The following is a 21,097-nucleotide window of genomic DNA, read 5'->3' as shown; positions in this document are numbered from 1 at the left end:
TTTTATTTCTTCTTCTCACAACCTAAAAATAAGGATTTTTAAAACAAAAGATAAACTAATTTATGCTCTTATTAATATAATCATAAAGAATTGTTAGACTATAACAGAGTCTATTACTTGTTGTGTTGTTATCTGTAAGTTTTTTGGTAACTTTTTTTCTTTTGGTAGAACAGCCAAGTAACGATCATTGTTAGAGTCATATACTTGTTTAAAAATAGGATTCTCTAATTGTAATGTGTCACAGATTTCTTTGATAAGATCAAGATGGTAAATAAGATCTGTACTGCCTAAATGAAAAATACCCTTTTTATTGCGATTAATAATATAATGTATTTGCTGTGTTAATTTTAAAATTGAGGTTACATTAATTATTACATTAGGAAAAACTTCAATAGGGGCTTCTAGATCATGTAGTGTTTTTATTTCCTGGATTCTTGGTGTAGTAGCACCAAAAATCATTGGTACACGTGCAATAACGTATTTGTTTGCGGGTAATCGCATTAATGCATTTTCTATTTTTATTTTGAATCTCCCAAAAACACTATCACTTAATGTTTTGTCATATTCATAGGAAGGATAATTACTAAAAGAATCAAATACATTTGCACTAGAAATAAAAAGAAGTCGACAAGGTTTTTTTTGAATCCACCGTATCATACGTTGGTGCGCATCTAATTGAGAGTTGAAATTTCCTCTGAGAGCGGCAATGATCATGGTTGGTTTTAGATTATCTAATAAAATAGAAATATCTTCTGACTCCATATCGTATTGAAAAAACTTTTGGTTCTTTTCAAAGAACATATTGTCTGTACAATAAGTCCCATAGGTGTCAAAATAAGAGTTGAGTTCTCTGTATAGAGAATTACCTATAAAACCACTAGCTCCTATGATCAAAATTCTTTTCAAAACTATACTTATATAAAAAAATTAAGTTCCAAGTATTACAACTGTAATCTTGAAACTTAATTATATCATTTTTTATTGTAAAATTAGCCTTTGTAGAAAGGTAATTTTATTACTGTTGCAGGAATAGCATTTTTACGAATCTGAATATTAATCTTGCTTTCAGGTTTAGAAAAGATTGATGGTACATACCCTAATCCAATTCCTTTTCCTAATGAAGGAGACATTGTTCCTGAGGTAACGACCCCAATAACAGCTCCATTATTATCAACTATATCATAGCCTTGGCGGGGAATCCCACGATCATCCAATTCAAAACCAATTAATTTTTTTTCTGCACCATGCTCTTTTTCTTTGGCAAGGGCTTCTGAGTTGATAAACTGTTTAGAGAATTTGGTAACCCATCCCAATCCAGCTTCAATAGGAGAGGTGGTGTCAGTAATATCATTACCGTATAGGCAATATCCCATTTCTAGACGTAATGTATCTCTTGCCGCAAGTCCGATTGGTTTAATACCATGATCAGCTCCCGCTTCAAATACTTTATCCCAAATCTGTTTTACTTCAGAGTTTTTACAATAAATTTCAAAACCTCCACTACCAGTATATCCTGTTGCAGAAATAATTACATTTTCTATTCCAGCAAAATCTGCTACTTCAAAAGTGTAAAATTTCATAGCTTCTAGGTCTATAGAAGTAAGTGATTGCATAGCAAGCGCGGCTTTAGGACCTTGAATTGCTAGTAATGAATATTCATCAGATAGATTACGCATATCTGCATTCATTGTATTATGATTACTAATCCAATCCCAGTCTTTTTCTATATTAGACGCATTGACTACCATAAGGTATTTTTCATCTGCAATTTTGTAAACAATTAAGTCATCAACAACTCCACCTTTGTCATTTGGTAAATAGCTGTATTGTGCTTTTCCATCAACTAATTTAGAAGCATCATTAGAAGTTACTTTTTGTATAAGTTCAAGAGCATTAGGTCCTGTAATAAGAAATTCTCCCATGTGTGATACATCAAAAACACCAACGCCATTACGTACTGTTTCATGTTCTGTAGTTACACCTTCATAGGATACTGGCATATTAAAACCTGCAAAAGGAACCATTTTGGCACCTAAGGCGGTATGAGTTTCTGTTAAAGCAGTATTTTGCATAGCAAAGCGAATTTTAGTGTTATCAAATTGAGGCCGAATGTAAAAAACTTTATGTAGGTGTACAAATGATTTTTAGTTGCATTTGATAATAGTATAACATTTTAATTTTTTTTAAAGAATAAGGCAACCAAATCAAAGAAATATCATCTTATTGATACGTAATAAGAATTATCATGATACCTTCTTAAAATTACTCTTTACAAAAGGCTATTAATTGCCTTTTGGAATAAATCAATACAATTTTATTAAAACAAAAAATAAGAATGAAACATATATTATATAGTTTAGTTATTACTGTATTCTCAATTGTAATAGTAAGTTGCAGTCACGATGATGATGAAGTGGCAAAAAAAACATTTGAATTTAATTTCTCTTTTGAGAAGAGTAAAGAAGGGTGGGAGTCAATATTTTCTGATTACCCATTAGAAGGTGATACGTTTTATGAGTTAAAATACGAACGAAAAAAATTACCAGAACCTCTTGATCAAAATATGGATGCGATCATGATCTCAGGTAATAATCATAGTGATGATCTTTTTAGTGCTGTATATCGAAAATTTGAAAATTTGGAACCAAATACAGAATACGAGGTTACTTTTGATATAGAGATAGCATCCAATACTTCTATAAATGCAATTGGTATTGGTGGTAGCCCTGATATTGCACTTGGAGTAGGAGGGATAAATTATAAACCCGAAAATATTATTGATAATCAAGATTCTTTGGTAAGTTATAAAAGACCTAATTTTAAATCTGAATTACAAAGTAGTAAATCAAATGAAGTTTTTAAAGTAATAGGAAGTGTAGGGGTGTCAGAAAAGATACCTACACCATTTATGTTAGCAAACCGTAATAACCTGAAAGATCCTATAACTCTTACAACCAATGGAAAAGGAGAGTTGTGGCTTATGATAGCAACAGATTCTGGTTTTGAAGGACCAACTACTTTATATTATAAATCCATTAAAATTCAATTAAAGTAAGAATCTTCATACTAAAAAAGCACAGCATTTTTCTTAAGAATATTAAGTGAAATGCTGTGCTTTTTCTAGAGAAACGTAAAATAATAGTTGCGATAATAAACCTAATAGTTTTGTACTTTTATCCATAGTAAAGTAAACGAATAACGTACTGTAATAATGAAGTATAAGATACTAAGTGAAAGCATTGTTTATAATGGGTTTCTTAAAATTAAAAAAGCAATGCTTGCTCATGATTGTTTTGATAAAGAAGAGTCTATTATTTGTTCTAGAGAAATGGTGGATCAAGGAGATAGTGTTGCTGTTTTGTTGTTTGAAAAAGATACAGATCATTTATTATTGATTAATCAGTTTCGTTATCCAACCATTAATAAAACAAATGGATGGCTTATTGAGATCGTTGCTGGAGGTCTAGAAAAGAATGAGAACCCAGAAATGTCTGCTATACGTGAGGTAAAAGAAGAAACAGGGTATAAGATTGATGTTCTTGAGCATATAACCACCTTTTATGCTTCTCCAGGAGTTTCATCAGAACGTATGCATCTGTATTATGGTGAAGTTTCTAAAAAAGATAAAATATATGCAGGAGGAGGATTGTTGAATGAAAATGAAGATATTCAATTATGCAAATATGCTGTTTCTACAATTGAAGATTTATTACAAAAACAGCATATAAACGATGCAAAAACTATAATAGCGTTACAATGGTTTCTTTTGAATAAAAGAGATACACATTGGCAATAGTAAAGTTTTTTTACACATAGAAGTGATTTAAACTTTTTCAATTGGCTAAAAAATGATGCTTTTTCACCCTTTACTCGACTTTTTTTCCTCCCGTAGCCCTGCTATGCAACTCGAAAAAGGTTTCAAAACGGTAAAAAATCATGAATTTTCGCTTCAATCTAAAAAATTTAAATCACTTCATAGAATATTATTTACAAACAGTGTTGGTTTTAATTTGTTTTAATCTTTTCCAAATAGGATGTTCTAGAGGTTGGGGAGAAAGATTAAATAAAACCTGATGTGTGCTAGTATTGTTACAATAGTGATAATTAACTATACAATTTAGACTAATTTTATCTTTTGTGATAAAAGCATCATAGGTTAATATTTTTCCAATGAATACAGAATCATTTACTTTTTCAAAGAACGCTTTGGCTTTTGGAATTTCTTTATTTGATAAATCACTCTCTTTACTCACTGTATTCATTAAACCATCAAAATAAGTTTCCATTTCAGATTCTATTTTTTTTGATGATAATTGTGGGTTTTCATTGATATCCCATAAAAATGCATAGGAGAAATGATCTGAAGCCCCTTTTTTTCCCCAATCTGGAGCAAAACGCACATATTCAATTCCAGAATAAGACAAAGAAGGTGCGAATTCTAATGGAAATTCAATAATTTCGCCTTTCCATTTTTCAGGAGCCTCTAATAAATTTTTATTAGGATCGTTATCTGTACAATGAGTAAATAATGAGATTATTAGAATAAAAGGTATGATTTTTGCAAATGACATATTAAAGTATTAATTTAAGCCGTAAAAGTACAAAATTGTTTAATTACAAATTTTTCATAAATTTGTGTTAAAGGGAATACATTGAAAACCTACAAAATGAAATATTATAGAGAATTTTTACTATTATTTATTTTCGCAATTCAGATAGCCCCAGCTCAAACTGAACAAGAACGAAAAGAAGCCGAAATCATTAACACCCAAAAAAGTATTGTTGCCAAACTGACTGGTCATGAACCAATACGTGGTAAAAAGAAATTAAAAAGTAGAGCAAGTGCCTCTGAAAGGAAAGCATCTGCCGATTTTTTATACAATTCTTTAAAAGATATTGGACTAAAGCCCGAAAGGCATAGTTACAATGTAAAAAACAAAAAAGGAGAAATATTTACAGGAGCAAATATATTTGCTGAAATTCCTGCTACCAATGGTAGTGATGAATATGTGGTGCTAGCAGCACATTTTGATACTGTAGAAAATAGTCCAGGCGCTGTTCATAACGCTACAGGTATAGCTATTGCTTATTATACCGCAATGAAAATTACAGAATTAGAAGTACGTAATAAAAATTTGTTAATTGTATTTTTTGATCATTGGAAAAGCAATATGGTTGGTACCAGAATGTTTACCAAAAAATTAAAAGACGAAGGATATAAAATTCATTCTATGCATAGATCTGATTATATGGGATGGGATAATGATGAGGATAGAGCTATTGAGATGCTGGCATCTAGCCTAAGTTTGGAGTCATTATATCGTATAGAATCTCCTGTGCCCATTTATAAAAGAACAGTAGCTACACCAGAAAGTAGATTCTTTGCTAATTTTGGTTTTGAAACAGTAACACTTACTGCAGAACTTAAAAACGCAGATAATTCTCCGTATGTACGACAAAGTGAGGATAAGTATACAACTGTTAACTTTAAATACCTTGCATCAACAACGGATATCGTATACAATGTAATGAAATCACTGGTTAAGAATTAACTTTTAATTTCATCATAAAAATTTTATTAAAAACGTTCTTACCTTAGTAAGAACGTTTTTAATTCATCATAGCTTTTTATAGCAATGCTATGTTTCTTTTTATGCATTACTTTTTGAATTTGAGAAGGAATATCTACACTTCTGTTTAAAGTATCTTCAACCACATCCAAAAATTTGACAGGATGTGCTGTTTCAAGAAAAATACCGTACTCATCGTTGCTTATTCCATGTTTTTTGAGCCCTAAATATCCAACAGCACCATGTGGATCACAAATATATTCACTTTTCTTATAAACGGTTTTCATAGTTTCTCGGGTTTGGTTATCATCAAAACTATAAGCCGAAAAATTGTTACTTAACGCTGAAAAGCTGTTATCAAACAGTTTTTGAATTCGTATGAAATTACTTGGGTTACCAACATCCATAGCATTAGAGATGGTTGCTTTTGATGGTTTAGGAGTATATTCTTTGGTTTCTAAATACCTTACTACAGTGTCATTACTATTAGTTGATGCTACAAAGTGACTGACAGGAAGTCCTAATTTGTGAGCTACAATTCCTGCGCAGATGTTGCCAAAATTACCACTAGGCACAGAAAATACAATATTTTTATTCTTGTGTTTAATTTGTTTGTATGCTAATAAAAAATAAAATAATTGAGGTAGCCATCTTGCAACATTTATTGAGTTAGCAGAGGTAAGTTGTTTTTGATCAGTGATGGTAGTGTCTAAAAAAGCAGTTTTTACCATTTCTTGACAGTCGTCAAATACACCGTCTACCTCTAATGCAGTTATGTTTTGTCCTAAAGTAGTGAGCTGTTTTTCTTGAATTTCGCTCACTTTACCTGTAGGGTATAAGATAACAACATCTACGCCTTCTACTCCTAAAAACCCATTAGCGACTGCTCCTCCTGTATCTCCAGATGTAGCAACCAAAACGGTTACTTGTTTTTTATTATTTTTATTAAAATATTCTAAGCACCTAGCCATAAAACGAGCTCCAACATCCTTGAAAGCCATTGTTGGGCCATGGAATAATTCTAGAGTAGCGATATTGTTTTCGATCTCTACAACAGGAAAATCAAAGCTTAAAACATCTGCAAGAATATCTCTTAACTCTGTTTCAGGTATTTCATCTCCAACAAATTGTTGTATTGCCTGATAAGCAATTTCTACATTATCAAGATTTTCTATATTTTCAAAAAAAGTAGAAGGTAGTGGTGTTATTTTTTCAGGAAAATATAATCCTCGATCAGGTGCCAGACCTTTGATAACAGCTTGAGAAAAAGCTACTCTTGGGGCATCATTATTTAAACTGTAATATTGCATTATTTGTTGATTTCTTCGATTATTTTAATTCCTTGACTGTTGATTTTAGAGACATGTATGTCAAAATCAAGTCCTGTTTTATTATAAACTTCTTTTATGCCTTGTGCTACATTATTGGCAGTATCCATTCCCTTGCTTAATGCAAATATAGAAGGGCCAGAACCTGATATTCCTGATCCCAATGCTCCTTTTGCAAGGGCAATATCTTTTACATTATTAAACTCAGGAATCAAGATAGATCGCAATGGCTCTATAATAACATCTTCTAGGCTTCTGCTAATCAAGTCATAATCTTCAGAAAATAATCCAGCAACAAGACCTCCAACATTTCCCCATTGGTGAATTGCTTTTTTCAAAGTTACTTTGTGTTTGATCACAGATCGCGAATCTGATGTTTTTACTTCGATTTGGGGATGAATTACGGTCATGACCAAATCTTTGGGTGAATGTAATTTTATTACATCAAGAGGCTCATAGCTACGAACAAGTGTAAATCCTCCAAGTAGGGCAGGAGCTACGTTATCTGCATGTGCATTACCGCTAGCAAGCCGTTCACCCTCCATTGCAAAGGCAACCAATTCTTTTGCAGAGTATGGATTGCCTAAAAGGTGATTTACAGCCCAAACAGCACCAGCACTACTAGCGGCACTACTACCAATGCCACTACCAGCTTTGATTTTTTTGTAGATCTCAATAGCAACTCCAACTTTATGGTCAAGAGTATTAAGTAATGCTTCTACAGCAACACCTGCTACATTTTTTTGAGTTTCCATAGGTAGGTCAGCGCCTTCAATCTTAGTGATTTTTACACCAGAACCAGAGGTAAGAGAAATGATCATTTCATCACCAACATTATCCAGACAACATCCAAGTACATCAAATCCGCAAGATAAATTGGCTACAGTGGCAGGAGCAAATATTTTTATGCTTTTCATTTGTTTATTTATTACCTATTATTTTTTTCCAATTCGTATTATATCAGCAAAAATTCCTGATGCGGTAACTTCTGCACCTGCACCTGCACCTTTTACTATCAAAGGTTGTTTGGGATATCTATCGGTATAAAAAAGGACGATATTATCACTTCCTTCCAAATTATAAAAAGGATGATCTTCAGGTATGTGCTGTAGGCCTACTTTTGCTTTCCCTCCTTCATATTGAGCTACATATTTCAAGCGACATTCTTTTTTGTCGGCTGCATCCAGTATCTTTTTAAAATGATCTTCATTTGTTTTTAAAGACGTAAAAAAGTCATCTACATTTTTAGTATCAAGACTTTCAGCTGGTAAAAATGCTTCATTTTCTATATTTTCTAGTTCCATTATATTACCACTTTCGCGAGCAAGGATTAGGATTTTTCTAGCTACATCAATACCACTTAAATCAATTTTTGGATCGGGTTCTGTGTATCCTTGTTCTTGTGCTTGTTTTACAATATCATAAAAAGTAGCTCCTTCTTTATAGTTATTGAATACAAAATTAAGACTACCAGATAATACTGCCTGAATCTTATGTACCGTGTCTCCTGATGCTATTAAATTATTGAGTGTATCAATAATAGGCAAACCAGCACCTACATTGGTTTCGTATAAAAATGAAGCACTAAATTTTCTGGATAAATTTTGTAACTCTTCATAATTATGGTATTCATCTGCACAGGCTATTTTATTACAAGTCACTACAGCCATACTTTCTGATAAATAATGTTTGTATACCTTGGCAATATCTGGATTTGCAGTGTTATCTACGAATATAGAATTACGTAAATTCATTTCTTTGGCTTTGGCAAAAAAAGATGCCGCATTGGCAGGCTCTCCTTTTGTTAGATGTTCTTGCCAGGAATCTAGGTCAATACCATTTTCGTTAAAAATCATTTTTCTAGAGTTAGACATTCCTACGACTCTAACTTTTAAACGTAGCTTATCTTTAAGGTATTTGTTTTGTTGTTGAAGTTGATCTATTAATTTACTCCCTACATTTCCTACACCAGTAATGAATAGATTTAACTGTTTAGTTTTTACCTCAAAGAACCGTTCATGTAGTATGTTTAAAGCTTTTTTGATATCCTTATTAGCTATTACTACAGAAATATTTTTTTCAGATGCTCCCTGAGCAATTGCTCTTATATTTACATTATTCTTACCAAGAGTACTAAACATTTTACCACTTAATCCTTGATGGTGGTACATATTATCACCAACTAGAGCTATAATTGCTACTTCATTTTCTATTTTCACAGCATCTAGTTTGTGTTTAGAGATTTCAAACTCAAAAGCGGTATCCAATACTGTTTTTGAGTTTTCTGCCTGTGATGCTTCAACAGCAAGGCATATAGAATGTTCTGAAGAAGCTTGCGTGATTAGAATAACATTTATGTTCTCTAGAAATAAAGTTTCAAAAAGACGCTTAGAGAAACCAGGAATTCCAACCATACCACTTCCCTCTAGAGATATAATTGCGATATCATCTATATGGCTAATACCAGTAACTGGTTTCTTTCTATCTTCTACTTTTCTGGTAATTAGTGTACCTTGATCTTCTGGAGAAAAAGTATTCTTGATCAAAATAGGAATATCTTTTTCTAGTACAGGATGTATTGTAGGAGGGTAAATCACCTTAGCTCCAAAGTGAGAAAGCTCCATAGCTTCCTGATATGAAATGTGATGTACAGGTTTTGCTTGCTTTACTAATTTTGGATTTGCTGTATACATACCGCTTACATCTGTCCATATTTGTAATTCTTCTGCATCCATAGCTGCAGCAAGAATTGCGGCCGTAAAATCAGAGCCTCCTCTTCCTAATGTAGTAGGTTCCCCTTCTTGAGTCCTGGCTACAAAACCAGGAAAAAGACATATCTTATGTGTGTTGCTATCTGCAAAATCTTTAATTTTTTGATTGGTTTCTTTGTAATCTATTGACACCTTAGAACTAGTTGTTTTTATAATCACATCACGAGCATCTTTTAATGTAATATCCAGTCCTTTTATTTTTGCAGTTTCGTATATAATATATGAAGATAAAATTTCTCCAAAACTAGCTAGTACAGCTGCAGTTTTAGAGGATAATTCACTTAATAAAAATACTCCTTCACACAGAGATTCTAATGTGTTAAGTTGTGCTTTGACTTTACTTATGATCGCACTTTGCGAAATGATAGGAATTAGTGATTTTACAGCTTCTAGGTGTCTTTTTTCAATTTCTGCGAGGGTGTTTTTATAATTTTCATTATTTACAGAAGCTTCTTCACCTGCTTGTAATAAAAGATCCGTAATCCCACCCATTGCTGATACAACCACATATAAAGGTTGTTGTTGTGATTGTTGTTCTACGATATGTATAACATTTTCTATAGTAGTTGCATTTGCAACTGAAGAACCTCCAAATTTTAGAACGTTCATAATAATTTTTTTAATTGAAATTAATGATGATTTTGAATAGTTTTTACCTAGTATAAACTATATATGTATGGTCTGGTGAAATATATAATGAATTAACCCCTAAGGGTAATAATAATAGTTGTAGTACCTGTAATAGAAGTAGTGTTGGATACGATGATCGTTCCAGTGATAAGTAATAAAGCCGATAAGAAAATGGTACTAAACATTAAAGTTTGCTTTACTTTGTGAATTCAAATGTATAGTTTTTTATTTTTAAAGAAAATTAATTTAAATGTATTCCTAAACTTTTATAGATTCAATAATTAATAACTTATTTGATTATGAGATTCTTAAAAAAAAGGAAAATAAAATTCTAAAATTAAATTTAATAGATAATGTATGTATGAATTCATTATCTATACAAAAGATTGTATAATTGCCTTTTTATATAGAGAAGTAGTTTAGACTATCTCAGACAATTCAAGAAACGATCAAGATAACAACTTGAAATAAATTATATAACTTATGAAAATATTTTCTGCAGAACAGATGCGCATGGCAGATAATGCTACTATGTTAGCTGAGCAAATTACATCATTAGAATTGATGGAACGAGCCGCTACACAAATTTTTAATTTAATTCATAGCAAGCTACAAGGGGCTCCAGTTGTTATTCATGTATTTTGTGGTATAGGAAATAATGGTGGTGATGGTCTTGTTGTATCTAGACTATTGGTAGAGTATGGCTATAATGTAAAAACATATATTGTAAACTTCAGTGATAATAGATCAAAGGACTTTCTTGTTAATTACGATCGATTAAAGGAAATTACAAATGATTGGCCTATACAATTGAAATGTGAAGATGATTTTCCAGAACTTAAAAGAGAAGATATTGTTATTGATGCTATTTTTGGGATTGGTCTTAATAGACCATTAGTACCTTGGGTAACATTGTTGATAAAACACCTTAATAAATCAAGATGTTTTACACTTTCTATAGATATACCATCTGGTTTGTATACCGATAAATTACCTGATGATAAAGAGGGAGTGATTTATGCAGGTATTACAGTTACATTTCAATTACCAAAATTGATTTTTTTCTTGCCACAAACGGCAATATATATACAAGATCTTCAAGTAATTGATATTGGGTTGGATCGTAATTTTTTAATGCAAACTCCAGGTGTGGGTGTTTTGATTAATAAGAGTGAAGTTTTGCCTCTCTATCGACCTAGACATAAATATAGTCACAAAGGAACTTATGGGCATTGTGTAATTATAGGAGGTAGTTATGGTAAGATAGGAAGTGTTATTTTGTCAACCAAAGCGGCTTTAAAAACTGGTGCAGGCTTGGTTACCGCATATATTCCTGAATGTGGATATAATGCTGTTCAAACAGCTGTTCCAGAAGCAATGGTTATTACAGATAATGATGATGAGCTTGAAGATATTGCTTTAGGGTTTGAACCTGTTGCAATAGGAATAGGTATGGGCATGGGAACCAGTGATAAATCTGTAAAGGCTTTTGGAGAATTTCTAGAAGAAAATAAAACACCTCTTGTTGTAGATGCCGATGGGATTAATATACTAGCAAAAAAACCAGATTTTCTTAAAAACCTTCCTGAGAAAAGTATTCTTACTCCGCACCCAAAAGAATTAGAGAGACTATTAGGGAAGTGGGAAAATGATTTTGATAAAATAGAGAAAACAAAAGCATTCTCAAAAGAATATAATTGTATAGTGGTTATCAAAGGAGCTAATTCTATTACTGTTTTTGAAGATCAATTATATGTAAATACTACTGGAAACCCAGGAATGGCTACTGCTGGTAGTGGTGATGTACTTACAGGTATGGTAACAGGTTTGTTATCACAGGGCTATGATGCATTGCATGCGGCTGTTTTTGGAGTCTATTTACATGGTAATTCTGGAGATATTGTAAGTCAGAAAACTGCCTTTGAAGGCGTGATTGCTAGTGATATTATAGATCATATTGGCACTGCTTTATTGGATTTATTTGCACCACCACCTACTAATCCTGCTGAAATGGAATCGCAATAAATAGTTCTTTTTTACGTAAAAAGTATATGGTTTATACTTACAATATTATAGGTCTTTTAGAGTTGATTTATAGTAAATGTAATTACATTTGAATATTAATTTAAAAAAGCAAAGTGATGACAAGAAATATTTTATTAATTGCACCTCTTTTATTGGCAGTGTTATTTAGTTCATGCTCTTCAGATGATGATAGACCTCCAACTGCTACTATTGATTTAGAAACAATTGGACTTACACCTCTTACTGGTGGTAGTTCGTATCAAGGATGGTTGGTTGTAAATGGACAAACAGTTCCTACAGAAAAATTCACGAATGCTTCAAAGCTAAGTTTAGAAGTATTAGCTTCTGATTTAGAAAATGCGAGTCAATTTATTATTACTATAGAACCCAAAGGAGATATTGATGACAATAAACCCTCTGATGCTAAAATTTTGACAGGTAATTTTACAGGAAATTCTGCTCAACTTACTTTTGAAAATGTGGTGGCAGATATTTCTTCGGTTTCTGGTCAATTTTACATGGCGACACCTACTGATAATGCAGGAGGTGTAGATAATGGTAATGATGAATTTGGAGTTTGGTTTATGTCAGGAACTAATGCTCCAGGCTTATCACTTCCTAAATTGGCTAAGGGATGGAAATATGAAGGTTGGGTAGGTTTTGGAGGTAAAATTTTATCTACAGGTACTTTTGCTGATGTAGATGTTACTGATGATGGTAATTTCTTTAAAGGTTCAGGAGGAACAGTTCCTGAATTTCCTGGCGAAGACTTTTTAGTACTGCCTTCTCAAATCCCTTTAGAAGGCATCTCTCTGCCTGCAGAGGTGAAAAGTGAAAAGGTATATATTACTATAGAGCCGTATCAGGATAATGATCCCGCTCCGTTTTTTATAAAACCATTAAGTGCTAATGCTGGAGAATTAACAGGTGTAGCAAATCCTGTGGTAATGATTCCTAATAATGCAGTTCCATCAGGAAGAGCAACTAGGCCAAATTAGATAGTATATTTTTTATAGATAAAAAATGAGATTAGCTTTTATAGTTGATCTCATTTTTATTAAAAGTCGGTTAGAGTTAGATTTTTATCTTCTGGGGTGAAAACTGTGTATCACTTCACTTAGATGACTTCTGTCTATATGTATATAGATTTCTGTGGTAGTAATACTCTCATGGCCAAGCATTAACTGTATTGCTCTAAGGTCAGCTCCGTTTTCTAATAAGTGAGTTGCAAATGAATGCCTAAATGTATGTGGACTTACTTTTTTATGTATACCTGCTTTCTCTACCAGTTGTTTTACGATAGTAAAAATCATTGCTCTTGTGAGTTGACCACCTCTTCTGTTTAAGAATAAAGTATCTTCTTCTCCTTTTTTGATGTTGATGTGGTTGCGAATTTGTGAAGTATATATATTGATATACTTTTGGGTGATATCACCTATAGGTACGAATCGTTGTTTATCGCCTTTTCCTGTAACGCTGATATATCCTTCATCAAAAAATAAGCTTGATAATGTAAGAGTAATGACTTCACTCACACGTAGACCACAACCGTATAAGGTTTCAATAATTGCGCGGTTGCGCTCACCTTCTGGTTTACTTAGGTCGATTTGCTCAATTATAAGATCTATTTCTTCAACAGATAAAGTGTCGGGTAATTTTCTTCCTATTTTGGGAGATTCTATGAGCTCCATAGGATTTGTTTCTCTATAATCTTCAAAAACCAAATAATTAAAAAAACTTTTTAATCCTGATATAATTCTTGATTGAGAACGAGGGTTCACTAGCTTGGCTATTTCAAAAATAAATTGTTGTAGTATTTCTTTCTCTATAGATAGAGGAGAGGTAGTTATGTTTTCTTGTTCAAGAAATTTGAGTAACCGTTGTACGTCTAGAATGTAACTTTCTATAGAGTTTTCAGAAAGCCCTCTTTCTATTTGTAAATAATGTTTGTAGTCTTTGATAGCATGATTCCATTTCACTTTATAGAGTTTTTAGAACTATTGATATGTAGTTTCAGAAAGACTAATATATAAAAGAAAAACCATCCTAAAGGCTAGGATGGTTTAACATTATTTGTTTTTTAGATCTATTATTAGAACTTGTATACTAAACCAAGTGTAATATCATCTAAATTAACTCCAAATTCAAAATCATCTTGAGACTCAGCTCCAGAAACATCAGCTTTTAAAGTGTTGTATCTTAGTGCTCCCCAGAATGCTTCTAGTGCAAAGTTGTTACCAATAAAGTAGCTAACACCTGGTCCACCACCAACACTAAATCCGTTAGAATCTAAATCTGTAGTACCATTGTCTTCATTTCTTGATAGGTAATCCAATCCAAACTCACCAAAAACAGAAAACTTACTTGATGGAGTAAAGTAATATCTACCAAATGCACCAATATTAAATGTATTAGTATCAAAATCTGCAGATCCAACATCTTCCATAGATCTACTAGTGAAACCAATTCTTGCACCAACAGCAATATTTTCTGAAACAAAATAACCTGCTCTTGGAGCGATAGTAAAGGTATTGTCTTTATTATCTCCAAATGTAGAAGAGTTATATCCTACAGCACCAGAGATAAAGATATCACCTTTTGCAAATCCAGCTGTTTCACCGTCCTGCGCTTTTACTGAGATAAAACTTACTACTGCCAAAGCAGTCAACATTAATTTTTTCATAATAATTGTTTGTTTAAAATTTGGGGCAAAAATATATAATTTACTTATATGAAACGTTAATTCATTCTTAATATTCGATACTTTTTTTAAGGATAAAAACAAGGTTGTCTTTATTTATCTTGCTATCAGTTAGTTAGGTTTTTTTTAGTTGTTAAAATTGCATAAATCTTACTCTCTAGAGGGAAGAAGAGAACTATTGTAATTATAAAAATATAGAATATATGTGTAGCAAGAAAAATGTTTTTTTTTAAATCATTCTTTTGTTTATGGGGGAACCCGCTATTTTTTAGGGTTTTGAATTGTTGTTTAAAGATAAAAATTGATCTTAATTACCACAAGATATAATAATTTGATAAATTGGTATAGTTGTTAATTTTAAGTTATGTTAAAAAATATAGAACAAAATTTAAATAAATTAAAGAGAATCTTAATGCTATTTTTTTGTTGTCAAATTCTAATCTTTTGAAAAATAAATTTACTTTTGAGTATAATTATATTGAAGCGATTTAAATTTTTTGATTCTGGCGAAAAATAGTTATTTTTTGATCAGTTAAAATGTTTTTTACATTTCATAGCGAATTGAAAAAAGTTTAAATCACTTCATTTAGTTAAACAATATATAGATTGATAGTTTTCAATTTAAAATTTGGATAGTATATTGACTAATGTAGTATCTGTATTAAAAAAATAGTATACATGAAACAAATGAAAAGTAACATCTTTGGTGTTGTAATGGTTATGCTTATAATAAGCACTTCTTTATATTCTCAGCAAGAAAGCGAACCTTTGTACACTCGTGCAGGGTTCAAATTTGGGCTTAATTATGCTAATATTACTGGGGATATAGAAGATACAGATGCCAGAGTACGTATGCATTTGGGTGCTGTGATTGAGTTTCCTGTAATACAACGTTTTTTTGTACAAGCAGAAGTATTATATTCTGCACAAGGCTATAAATTTGACGAAAATGGTAGTGAAAACAAAATTAGCTTAAACTATTTGGCATTACCCATATTGGCTAAGGTTTATTTTACTGATAAGTTTAGCCTAGAAACTGGGCCGCAATTAGCAACGTTGGCTAATGTAGCAGAATCAGCAGAGGATACCCCTGATGAATTTTTTGATTCTTTTAATAATTTTGATTTTAGCTGGAATTTTGGAGCTGGATATAAAATGGAGAGTGGATTGTTCTTTCAGTTACGATATAATCTAGGGTTAACTGATATTAATAATATAGACAACTCTACAATTAATTTTAAAAATTCTGTAGCTCAAGTATCTGTAGGCTATTTGTTTAAAACAAAAAATAATAGAAGAAGAGATACTACTATTAATCAATAAAGCTTACTAGTTGTTTGTAAAGAACATACTATTCTTTGAAATCGTACATACATGAAATTATTAGTTATAAATGGCCCTAATCTTAACCTTCTAGGAAAAAGAGAGCCTGAAATCTATGGAAATCAAACTTTTGAAGAGTTTTTTGAGGATTTACAATCCAGATTTGAAGCAGTGACATTATCCTATTTTCAATCTAATATAGAAGGGGAGTTGATAACCAAGATTCAAGAGGCAGATGATGGGTATGATGGGATTATTCTTAATGCGGGTGCCTATACTCATACTTCTATTGGTATCGGAGATGCAATAAAAGCGATATCAACTCCAGTTATAGAAGTACATATTTCTAATACATTTGGTAGAGAAGAGTTTAGACATCAGTCATATATTTCTCCTAATGCTCATGGTGTTATTCTTGGCTTTGGAATGCAAAGTTATATATTGGCATTACAAAGTTTTATAAACGATAAAGCTTAATCGATAGTTGTATTGTTTAGATATAAAAAAAACAGCCTTGTTCTAATACAACAAGGCTGTTTTTTATTTTATAAGGGGATGTCTATAAATGAATTACTTCATCATAAGCATCAGCTACCGCTTCCATTACCGCTTCACTCATAGTTGGGTGAGGGTGAATAGCTTTTAATACTTCGTGACCTGTAGTTTCAAGTTTTCTTCCTAGAACCGCTTCAGCAATCATATCTGTAACTCCAGCACCAATCATATGGCAACCTAACCATTCACCGTATTTGGCATCAAAAATCACTTTTACAAAACCATCTTTGGTTCCTGCTGCACTAGCTTTACCAGAGGCAGAGAAAGGAAACTTACCAACTTTTAATTCATAACCAGCTTCTTTAGCTTGTTTTTCTGTCATTCCTACACTTGCAATCTCAGGAGAAGCATAGGTACATCCTGGGATATTACCGTAATCAATTGCTTCAACATTCATTCCTGCAATTTTCTCTACACAAGTAATTCCTTCTGCAGAAGCTACGTGTGCTAATGCAGGTCCAGGAACTACATCTCCAATTGCATATACTCCTGGGATATTAGTTTGATACCAATCGTTTACTACAATCTTATCTCTATCGGTTGCAATACCTAATTCTTCTAAACCTATATTTTCTATGTTGGTTTTGATACCTACAGCAGATAATACAATATCAGCTTCAAGAATTTCTTCTCCTTTTTTAGTTTTTACGGTTGCTTTAACGCCATCACCGCTTGTATCAACACTTTCTACAGAAGAATTGGTCATTACCTTAATTCCAGCTTTTTTGAAATTACGCTCAAATTGTTTTGATACTTCTACATCTTCAAGAGGAACAAGATTTGGTAAATATTCTACAATAGTTACTTCTGTACCCATTGCATTATAGAAATGTGCAAATTCTACACCAATTGCTCCTGATCCTACAACAATCATTTTTTTAGGCTGTGACTCTAGGGTCATCGCTTCTCTATATCCTATTACTTTTTTACCATCTTGTGGTAGGTTTGGTAATTCTCTTGATCTAGCTCCTGTAGCAACGATAATATGTTTTGCTTCATAATCTGTTTCTTTATTATCAGAGTCTGTAACAGTAATTTTATTGTTAGCTTTTAGTTTACCAAATCCTTGGATAACATCGATTTTATTTTTTTTCATTAGGAATTGAACTCCTTTGCTCATTCCTTCTGCAACACCACGACTACGTTTTACAACTGCATCAAAGTCTTTGTCAAACTTTTCTACTGTAAGCCCATAATCAGATGCATGTTTAAGGTATTCAAATACCTGTGCACTTTTCAATAATGCTTTTGTGGGTATACATCCCCAGTTTAAGCATACTCCTCCCAAACTTTCTTTTTCAACTACAGCGGTTTTAAATCCCAATTGAGAAGCCCTAATTGCGGTTACATAACCTCCAGGACCACTTCCCAAAACGATGATATCATATGTACTCATAAATGTCAATTTTTTGAAGTCACGAATTTAAGGATAATTCGGCGAACCAAAAAAGGAATTAGTTTTTGAGAAAGAAGAAGATTATTAAAAAAATATAAAAAAAAACACCATACTGTATAGGTATGGTGTTAATTTTTGATGTTTTTGATTCTAATTAAAGAATACTATGTTGTTTTATTGAATTTTTTAAGAGCATTAAAATTCTAATTTTAATGCAGATTGCACGGCATTAAAATCAGATAAATCTATTTTGGTATTTTTTGCAAATTCTGAAGGTACAACGACAACTCTAAATTTTTGATTATTTGTAAGATCAGCTGGAACTAAATCCAAATTATTACTCTCAAGAATTACATCAACATCACCAGAAGTGAAGTTATATCTGTATTGTACAGAAGTGTCGTCTACATCATTTAAAAAAATAGTTACAGTGGGTAATGGCTCCCATACTTCAAGACCATTGTCTACATTTTCAAGGCGATATACCAGTACAACATCTGAATCAAATATATTTTCTGGAAACATAAAACGGTCGCTATATTCATTAGAAGGACTAAAGGTTGTTGTAAAATCAAAAGTCTGTCCAATGGTGTCTGTATCTATAAAATCATCGTCATTAGAGCAAGAAGTAAATATAAATGTTGCTAGGCATAGTAATGTGAAAATTTTTCTCATGAATTTTAAATTTATTTATTGTGATTTTATTTTTTATCAAAATTTATACTAATAGAGTTCACGCAGTATCGTTGTCCTGTAGTGGTTGGTCCATCATTAAATACATGACCTAAGTGACTCCCACAATTCGTACAAACAATTTCTGTACGTATCATACCGTGTGAGGTATCTCTAATATATTCAACATTTCCTTCTATAGATTCATCAAAGCTTGGCCATCCACAACCCGAATCAAATTTAGTAACACTTTTGAATAGAGGGGTGTCACATGCCATACAAGTATATACGCCTTCTTCAAAATGCATATTGTATTCGCCAGTAAAAGGTCTTTCGGTTCCCTTTTGTCTTAACACTCTATACTGCTCATCAGTAAGTTTTTCTTTCCATTCCTCTTCAGGTTTTTGTACTGGATATTTACTCATCTTTTTATTAATTTGATTTGAACACCATTGCATCACCATTGATGCAATGTCTCATACCTGTTGTCTCTCTGGGACCGTCATTAAAAACATGTCCCAAATGTCCACCACATGTTGCGCATAATAATTCTGACCTAGCATATCCTAATTTATGATCTATATCTCTATCAACACTCCCATTTACAGATCGATCAAAACTTGGCCAACCAGTACCACTATCAAATTTGTGTTTGCTCTCGTATAATGGTGTTTCACAAGCAGCACAGTAAAATGTACCTGCTTTATATAGTTTGTTTAAAGGACTAGAAAATGGTCTTTCTGTACCTGCCAGTCGTAGAACATAGTATTGCTCTGCAGTCAAAATATTTTTCCATTCAGCATTGGTCTTAGATACTTTATAGATTTTTTTCTTTTTTGCTTCTTTTTGGGCAGTAGTTGTACAACTTATAGTTAAAACTCCTATCAATAATAAAATAAAACGTCTCATAGGTTTCTAATTTTAATTTAATAAAACAATTATTAAATAATAGTCGTACAAATTCATAATCAATAACACATCAATAATTATTCCAAAATAAAACTTGTAATTTTAGAGATGACTTCAGGGTTTCCTAGTATTTTTCTATGTCCCAGATTTTCAGTGATTAATAGTTTACCATTTTCTAGATTATCAATAATTTCGTAAGCGGCACTATAATGTACATCAACATCGTTTTTATCATGAATTATTAATGTAGGTATTTTGATTCCTTTGGCAGAAACAGCACCAGAATAATTATCAAGATCTTCTCCAAATTTTGTGTCAAAATAAGATTTTAAGAGTTCTCCTGCTTTTTGATCCAATTGTAGGTTTTGAGCAAAGTTTTTGGCTATGGCAGTAATACTGTTTGCTGTACCAATGATGATTAGTTTTTTTATCTGTAAATTGTGTTTTGTTGCTCTTAGTAGTGACATTCCACCAAGAGAATGTCCTATCGCGCACTCAAAAGGACCGTGAGTTTTTTCTAATTGATGTATGGTCTCTATAAAATGAGGCATTATTGTTCTTTTACCAGGGGCTCTACCATGAGCAGGAGCATCAAAACTTATTGTACTATACCCATGTTCTAATAATTGATCTGCAATTTTAGAAAGTTGTGTGCCGCTTCCTGACCAGCCGTGAGCTAGTAAAATTTTCTTATGAGAATTGCCATACGAATAAACGATAACTTCTCTATTGATTTTTTTTATATAAACTTTTTCTTTTTTGCTTTTTTCATACATTACCTTTTCTCTACTAGGCATTTTATATCCAAATGGTGTCAAAAATATTCTTGCAACAAACCTAGAAGCAAGAAAAGGAGATATCCGATTTAATAGTTTTGCAATATTTACTATTGATTTTGGAATCAATAATCGCTGTACAGGAATTAGATCTTTATCTTTTTTTTGCATTCGTACTATTATTTAAAAAAGTAAAATTACTATAAGAATAATTTTGCAATCTATAATTATGAATAATTAACATTTTTTGTCAAAAATGAATATATAAATAAAGGATCAGTGAACTGATTTAAACTTTTTTTGAATTGTAAAAACGGGCTGCCGATATTTGCGTTACGACACGTAAATTATTTAAAAGCAGCCCATTATGTACAGCGTACTAGACAAATATACAATAGAAATGGAAATAATTCCACACATACCATTAGCCAAGCGAGGGTT

Annotated in this window: 20 protein-coding genes; 7 read left to right on the top strand and 13 right to left on the bottom strand. The window is 32.0% G+C overall.

Features of this window, described 5'->3' with window-relative positions; genetic code table 11:
* Positions 1 to 93: 93 nt before the first annotated feature.
* Positions 94 to 906 carry a sugar nucleotide-binding protein gene (locus tag CVD18_RS16710; protein ID WP_103866570.1) on the bottom strand — a complete coding sequence of 271 codons (813 nt, stop codon included), beginning with the start codon at positions 904 to 906 and terminating at the stop codon, positions 94 to 96.
* Between the two features lie 83 nt (positions 907 to 989).
* Positions 990 to 2,072, bottom strand: a complete 1,083-nt coding sequence (gcvT, locus tag CVD18_RS16705; protein WP_103866569.1) for a glycine cleavage system aminomethyltransferase GcvT — start codon at positions 2,070 to 2,072, stop codon at positions 990 to 992.
* 263 nt (positions 2,073 to 2,335) lie between these two features.
* On the opposite strand from gcvT, the gene CVD18_RS16700 reads away from it, so the two are divergent.
* Together CVD18_RS16700 and CVD18_RS16695 are read left to right on the top strand one after the other, a co-directional pair.
* On the top strand, positions 2,336 to 3,055 hold the full coding sequence (locus CVD18_RS16700) for a hypothetical protein (protein ID WP_103866568.1): 720 nt from the start codon (positions 2,336 to 2,338) through the stop codon (positions 3,053 to 3,055).
* A gap of 156 nt (positions 3,056 to 3,211) precedes the next feature.
* Positions 3,212 to 3,796: an NUDIX domain-containing protein gene (locus tag CVD18_RS16695; RefSeq protein WP_103866567.1), complete on the top strand. Its 585-nt coding sequence runs from the start codon at positions 3,212 to 3,214 to the stop codon at positions 3,794 to 3,796.
* 187 nt (positions 3,797 to 3,983) lie between these two features.
* On the opposite strand, the gene CVD18_RS16690 is transcribed toward CVD18_RS16695, so the two are convergent.
* Entirely contained in the window at positions 3,984 to 4,571 is a 588-nt protein-coding gene (locus CVD18_RS16690; protein ID WP_103866566.1) for a hypothetical protein, read from the bottom strand.
* Positions 4,572 to 4,667: 96 nt separating this feature from the next.
* Here CVD18_RS16690 and CVD18_RS16685 point away from each other — a divergent pair, with 96 nt between their 5' ends.
* Positions 4,668 to 5,552, top strand: a complete 885-nt coding sequence (locus tag CVD18_RS16685; RefSeq protein WP_103866565.1) for a M28 family metallopeptidase — start codon at positions 4,668 to 4,670, stop codon at positions 5,550 to 5,552.
* Between the two features lie 38 nt (positions 5,553 to 5,590).
* Here CVD18_RS16685 and thrC read toward each other — a convergent pair whose 3' ends face one another.
* Genes thrC through thrA form a run of 3 tightly spaced genes read right to left on the bottom strand, consistent with a single transcriptional unit; the run spans position 5,591 to position 10,278 of the window.
* A complete protein-coding gene (gene thrC / locus CVD18_RS16680) occupies positions 5,591 to 6,880 on the bottom strand; it encodes a threonine synthase (RefSeq protein ID WP_103866564.1) in 1,290 nt (429 codons plus the stop codon).
* Positions 6,880 to 7,815, bottom strand: a complete 936-nt coding sequence (locus tag CVD18_RS16675; protein WP_103866563.1) for a homoserine kinase — start codon at positions 7,813 to 7,815, stop codon at positions 6,880 to 6,882. Before CVD18_RS16675 ends, thrC begins: the two co-directional genes overlap by 1 nt.
* A gap of 18 nt (positions 7,816 to 7,833) precedes the next feature.
* Positions 7,834 to 10,278, bottom strand: a complete 2,445-nt coding sequence (gene thrA / locus CVD18_RS16670; RefSeq protein WP_103866562.1) for a bifunctional aspartate kinase/homoserine dehydrogenase I — start codon at positions 10,276 to 10,278, stop codon at positions 7,834 to 7,836.
* Positions 10,279 to 10,782: 504 nt separating this feature from the next.
* Here thrA and CVD18_RS16665 point away from each other — a divergent pair.
* Both CVD18_RS16665 and CVD18_RS16660 read left to right on the top strand, forming a co-directional pair.
* The gene (locus CVD18_RS16665; protein WP_103866561.1) at positions 10,783 to 12,324 is read left to right on the top strand and encodes an NAD(P)H-hydrate dehydratase; all 1,542 of its coding nucleotides are present in this window, start codon (positions 10,783 to 10,785) and stop codon (positions 12,322 to 12,324) included.
* A 116-nt stretch (positions 12,325 to 12,440) separates the two neighbouring features.
* A complete protein-coding gene (locus tag CVD18_RS16660) occupies positions 12,441 to 13,322 on the top strand; it encodes an anti-sigma factor (RefSeq protein WP_103866560.1) in 882 nt (293 codons plus the stop codon).
* 84 nt (positions 13,323 to 13,406) lie between these two features.
* Here the strand turns inward: CVD18_RS16660 and xerD are convergent, their stop codons facing one another.
* Positions 13,407 to 14,303, bottom strand: a complete 897-nt coding sequence (gene xerD, locus CVD18_RS16655) for a site-specific tyrosine recombinase XerD (RefSeq protein WP_103866559.1) — start codon at positions 14,301 to 14,303, stop codon at positions 13,407 to 13,409.
* 113 nt (positions 14,304 to 14,416) lie between these two features.
* The gene (locus CVD18_RS16650) at positions 14,417 to 15,007 is read right to left on the bottom strand and encodes a porin family protein (RefSeq protein WP_103866558.1); all 591 of its coding nucleotides are present in this window, start codon (positions 15,005 to 15,007) and stop codon (positions 14,417 to 14,419) included.
* Between the two features lie 705 nt (positions 15,008 to 15,712).
* Between CVD18_RS16650 and CVD18_RS16645 the strand changes: the two genes are divergently transcribed.
* Positions 15,713 to 16,348 carry a porin family protein gene (locus CVD18_RS16645; RefSeq protein WP_158250480.1) on the top strand — a complete coding sequence of 212 codons (636 nt, stop codon included), beginning with the start codon at positions 15,713 to 15,715 and terminating at the stop codon, positions 16,346 to 16,348.
* Between the two features lie 51 nt (positions 16,349 to 16,399).
* A complete protein-coding gene (gene aroQ / locus CVD18_RS16640) occupies positions 16,400 to 16,825 on the top strand; it encodes a type II 3-dehydroquinate dehydratase (RefSeq protein WP_103866556.1) in 426 nt (141 codons plus the stop codon).
* An 82-nt stretch (positions 16,826 to 16,907) separates the two neighbouring features.
* Here aroQ and lpdA read toward each other — a convergent pair whose 3' ends face one another.
* The 5 genes from lpdA to CVD18_RS16615 form a co-directional block, all read right to left on the bottom strand.
* Positions 16,908 to 18,299, bottom strand: a complete 1,392-nt coding sequence (lpdA, locus tag CVD18_RS16635; RefSeq protein WP_103866555.1) for a dihydrolipoyl dehydrogenase — start codon at positions 18,297 to 18,299, stop codon at positions 16,908 to 16,910.
* 195 nt (positions 18,300 to 18,494) lie between these two features.
* Positions 18,495 to 18,974, bottom strand: a complete 480-nt coding sequence (locus CVD18_RS16630; protein WP_103866554.1) for a hypothetical protein — start codon at positions 18,972 to 18,974, stop codon at positions 18,495 to 18,497.
* A 26-nt stretch (positions 18,975 to 19,000) separates the two neighbouring features.
* Entirely contained in the window at positions 19,001 to 19,396 is a 396-nt protein-coding gene (gene msrB / locus CVD18_RS16625) for a peptide-methionine (R)-S-oxide reductase MsrB (protein WP_103866571.1), read from the bottom strand.
* 7 nt (positions 19,397 to 19,403) lie between these two features.
* Complete coding sequence (msrB, locus tag CVD18_RS16620; RefSeq protein ID WP_103866553.1) at positions 19,404 to 19,880, bottom strand: peptide-methionine (R)-S-oxide reductase MsrB; 477 nt, start codon at positions 19,878 to 19,880, stop codon at positions 19,404 to 19,406.
* A gap of 77 nt (positions 19,881 to 19,957) precedes the next feature.
* On the bottom strand, positions 19,958 to 20,827 hold the full coding sequence (locus CVD18_RS16615) for an alpha/beta fold hydrolase (RefSeq protein WP_103866552.1): 870 nt from the start codon (positions 20,825 to 20,827) through the stop codon (positions 19,958 to 19,960).
* Between the last annotated feature and the right edge of the window lie 270 nt (positions 20,828 to 21,097).

This window comes from Aquimarina sp. I32.4 (genome assembly GCF_002924285.1).
GTDB lineage: Bacteria > Bacteroidota > Bacteroidia > Flavobacteriales > Flavobacteriaceae > Aquimarina.
The sequence above is the reverse complement of the archived record's forward strand: the minus strand, read 5'-3'. Positions and strand labels throughout refer to the sequence as shown.

Coding starts and splice junctions, on each gene's coding strand:
- gcvT (WP_103866569.1), bottom strand. CDS start 2,072: ATGCAAAATACTGCTTTAACAGAAACTCATACCGCCTTAGGTGCCAAA.
- CVD18_RS16700 (WP_103866568.1), top strand. CDS start 2,336: ATGAAACATATATTATATAGTTTAGTTATTACTGTATTCTCAATTGTA.
- CVD18_RS16695 (WP_103866567.1), top strand. CDS start 3,212: ATGAAGTATAAGATACTAAGTGAAAGCATTGTTTATAATGGGTTTCTT.
- CVD18_RS16690 (WP_103866566.1), bottom strand. CDS start 4,571: ATGTCATTTGCAAAAATCATACCTTTTATTCTAATAATCTCATTATTT.
- CVD18_RS16685 (WP_103866565.1), top strand. CDS start 4,668: ATGAAATATTATAGAGAATTTTTACTATTATTTATTTTCGCAATTCAG.
- thrC (WP_103866564.1), bottom strand. CDS start 6,880: ATGCAATATTACAGTTTAAATAATGATGCCCCAAGAGTAGCTTTTTCT.
- CVD18_RS16675 (WP_103866563.1), bottom strand. CDS start 7,815: ATGAAAAGCATAAAAATATTTGCTCCTGCCACTGTAGCCAATTTATCT.
- thrA (WP_103866562.1), bottom strand. CDS start 10,278: ATGAACGTTCTAAAATTTGGAGGTTCTTCAGTTGCAAATGCAACTACT.
- CVD18_RS16665 (WP_103866561.1), top strand. CDS start 10,783: ATGAAAATATTTTCTGCAGAACAGATGCGCATGGCAGATAATGCTACT.
- CVD18_RS16660 (WP_103866560.1), top strand. CDS start 12,441: ATGACAAGAAATATTTTATTAATTGCACCTCTTTTATTGGCAGTGTTA.
- CVD18_RS16650 (WP_103866558.1), bottom strand. CDS start 15,007: ATGAAAAAATTAATGTTGACTGCTTTGGCAGTAGTAAGTTTTATCTCA.
- CVD18_RS16645 (WP_158250480.1), top strand. CDS start 15,713: ATGAAAAGTAACATCTTTGGTGTTGTAATGGTTATGCTTATAATAAGC.
- aroQ (WP_103866556.1), top strand. CDS start 16,400: ATGAAATTATTAGTTATAAATGGCCCTAATCTTAACCTTCTAGGAAAA.
- lpdA (WP_103866555.1), bottom strand. CDS start 18,299: ATGAGTACATATGATATCATCGTTTTGGGAAGTGGTCCTGGAGGTTAT.
- CVD18_RS16630 (WP_103866554.1), bottom strand. CDS start 18,974: ATGAGAAAAATTTTCACATTACTATGCCTAGCAACATTTATATTTACT.
- msrB (WP_103866571.1), bottom strand. CDS start 19,396: ATGAGTAAATATCCAGTACAAAAACCTGAAGAGGAATGGAAAGAAAAA.
- msrB (WP_103866553.1), bottom strand. CDS start 19,880: ATGAGACGTTTTATTTTATTATTGATAGGAGTTTTAACTATAAGTTGT.
- CVD18_RS16615 (WP_103866552.1), bottom strand. CDS start 20,827: ATGCAAAAAAAAGATAAAGATCTAATTCCTGTACAGCGATTATTGATT.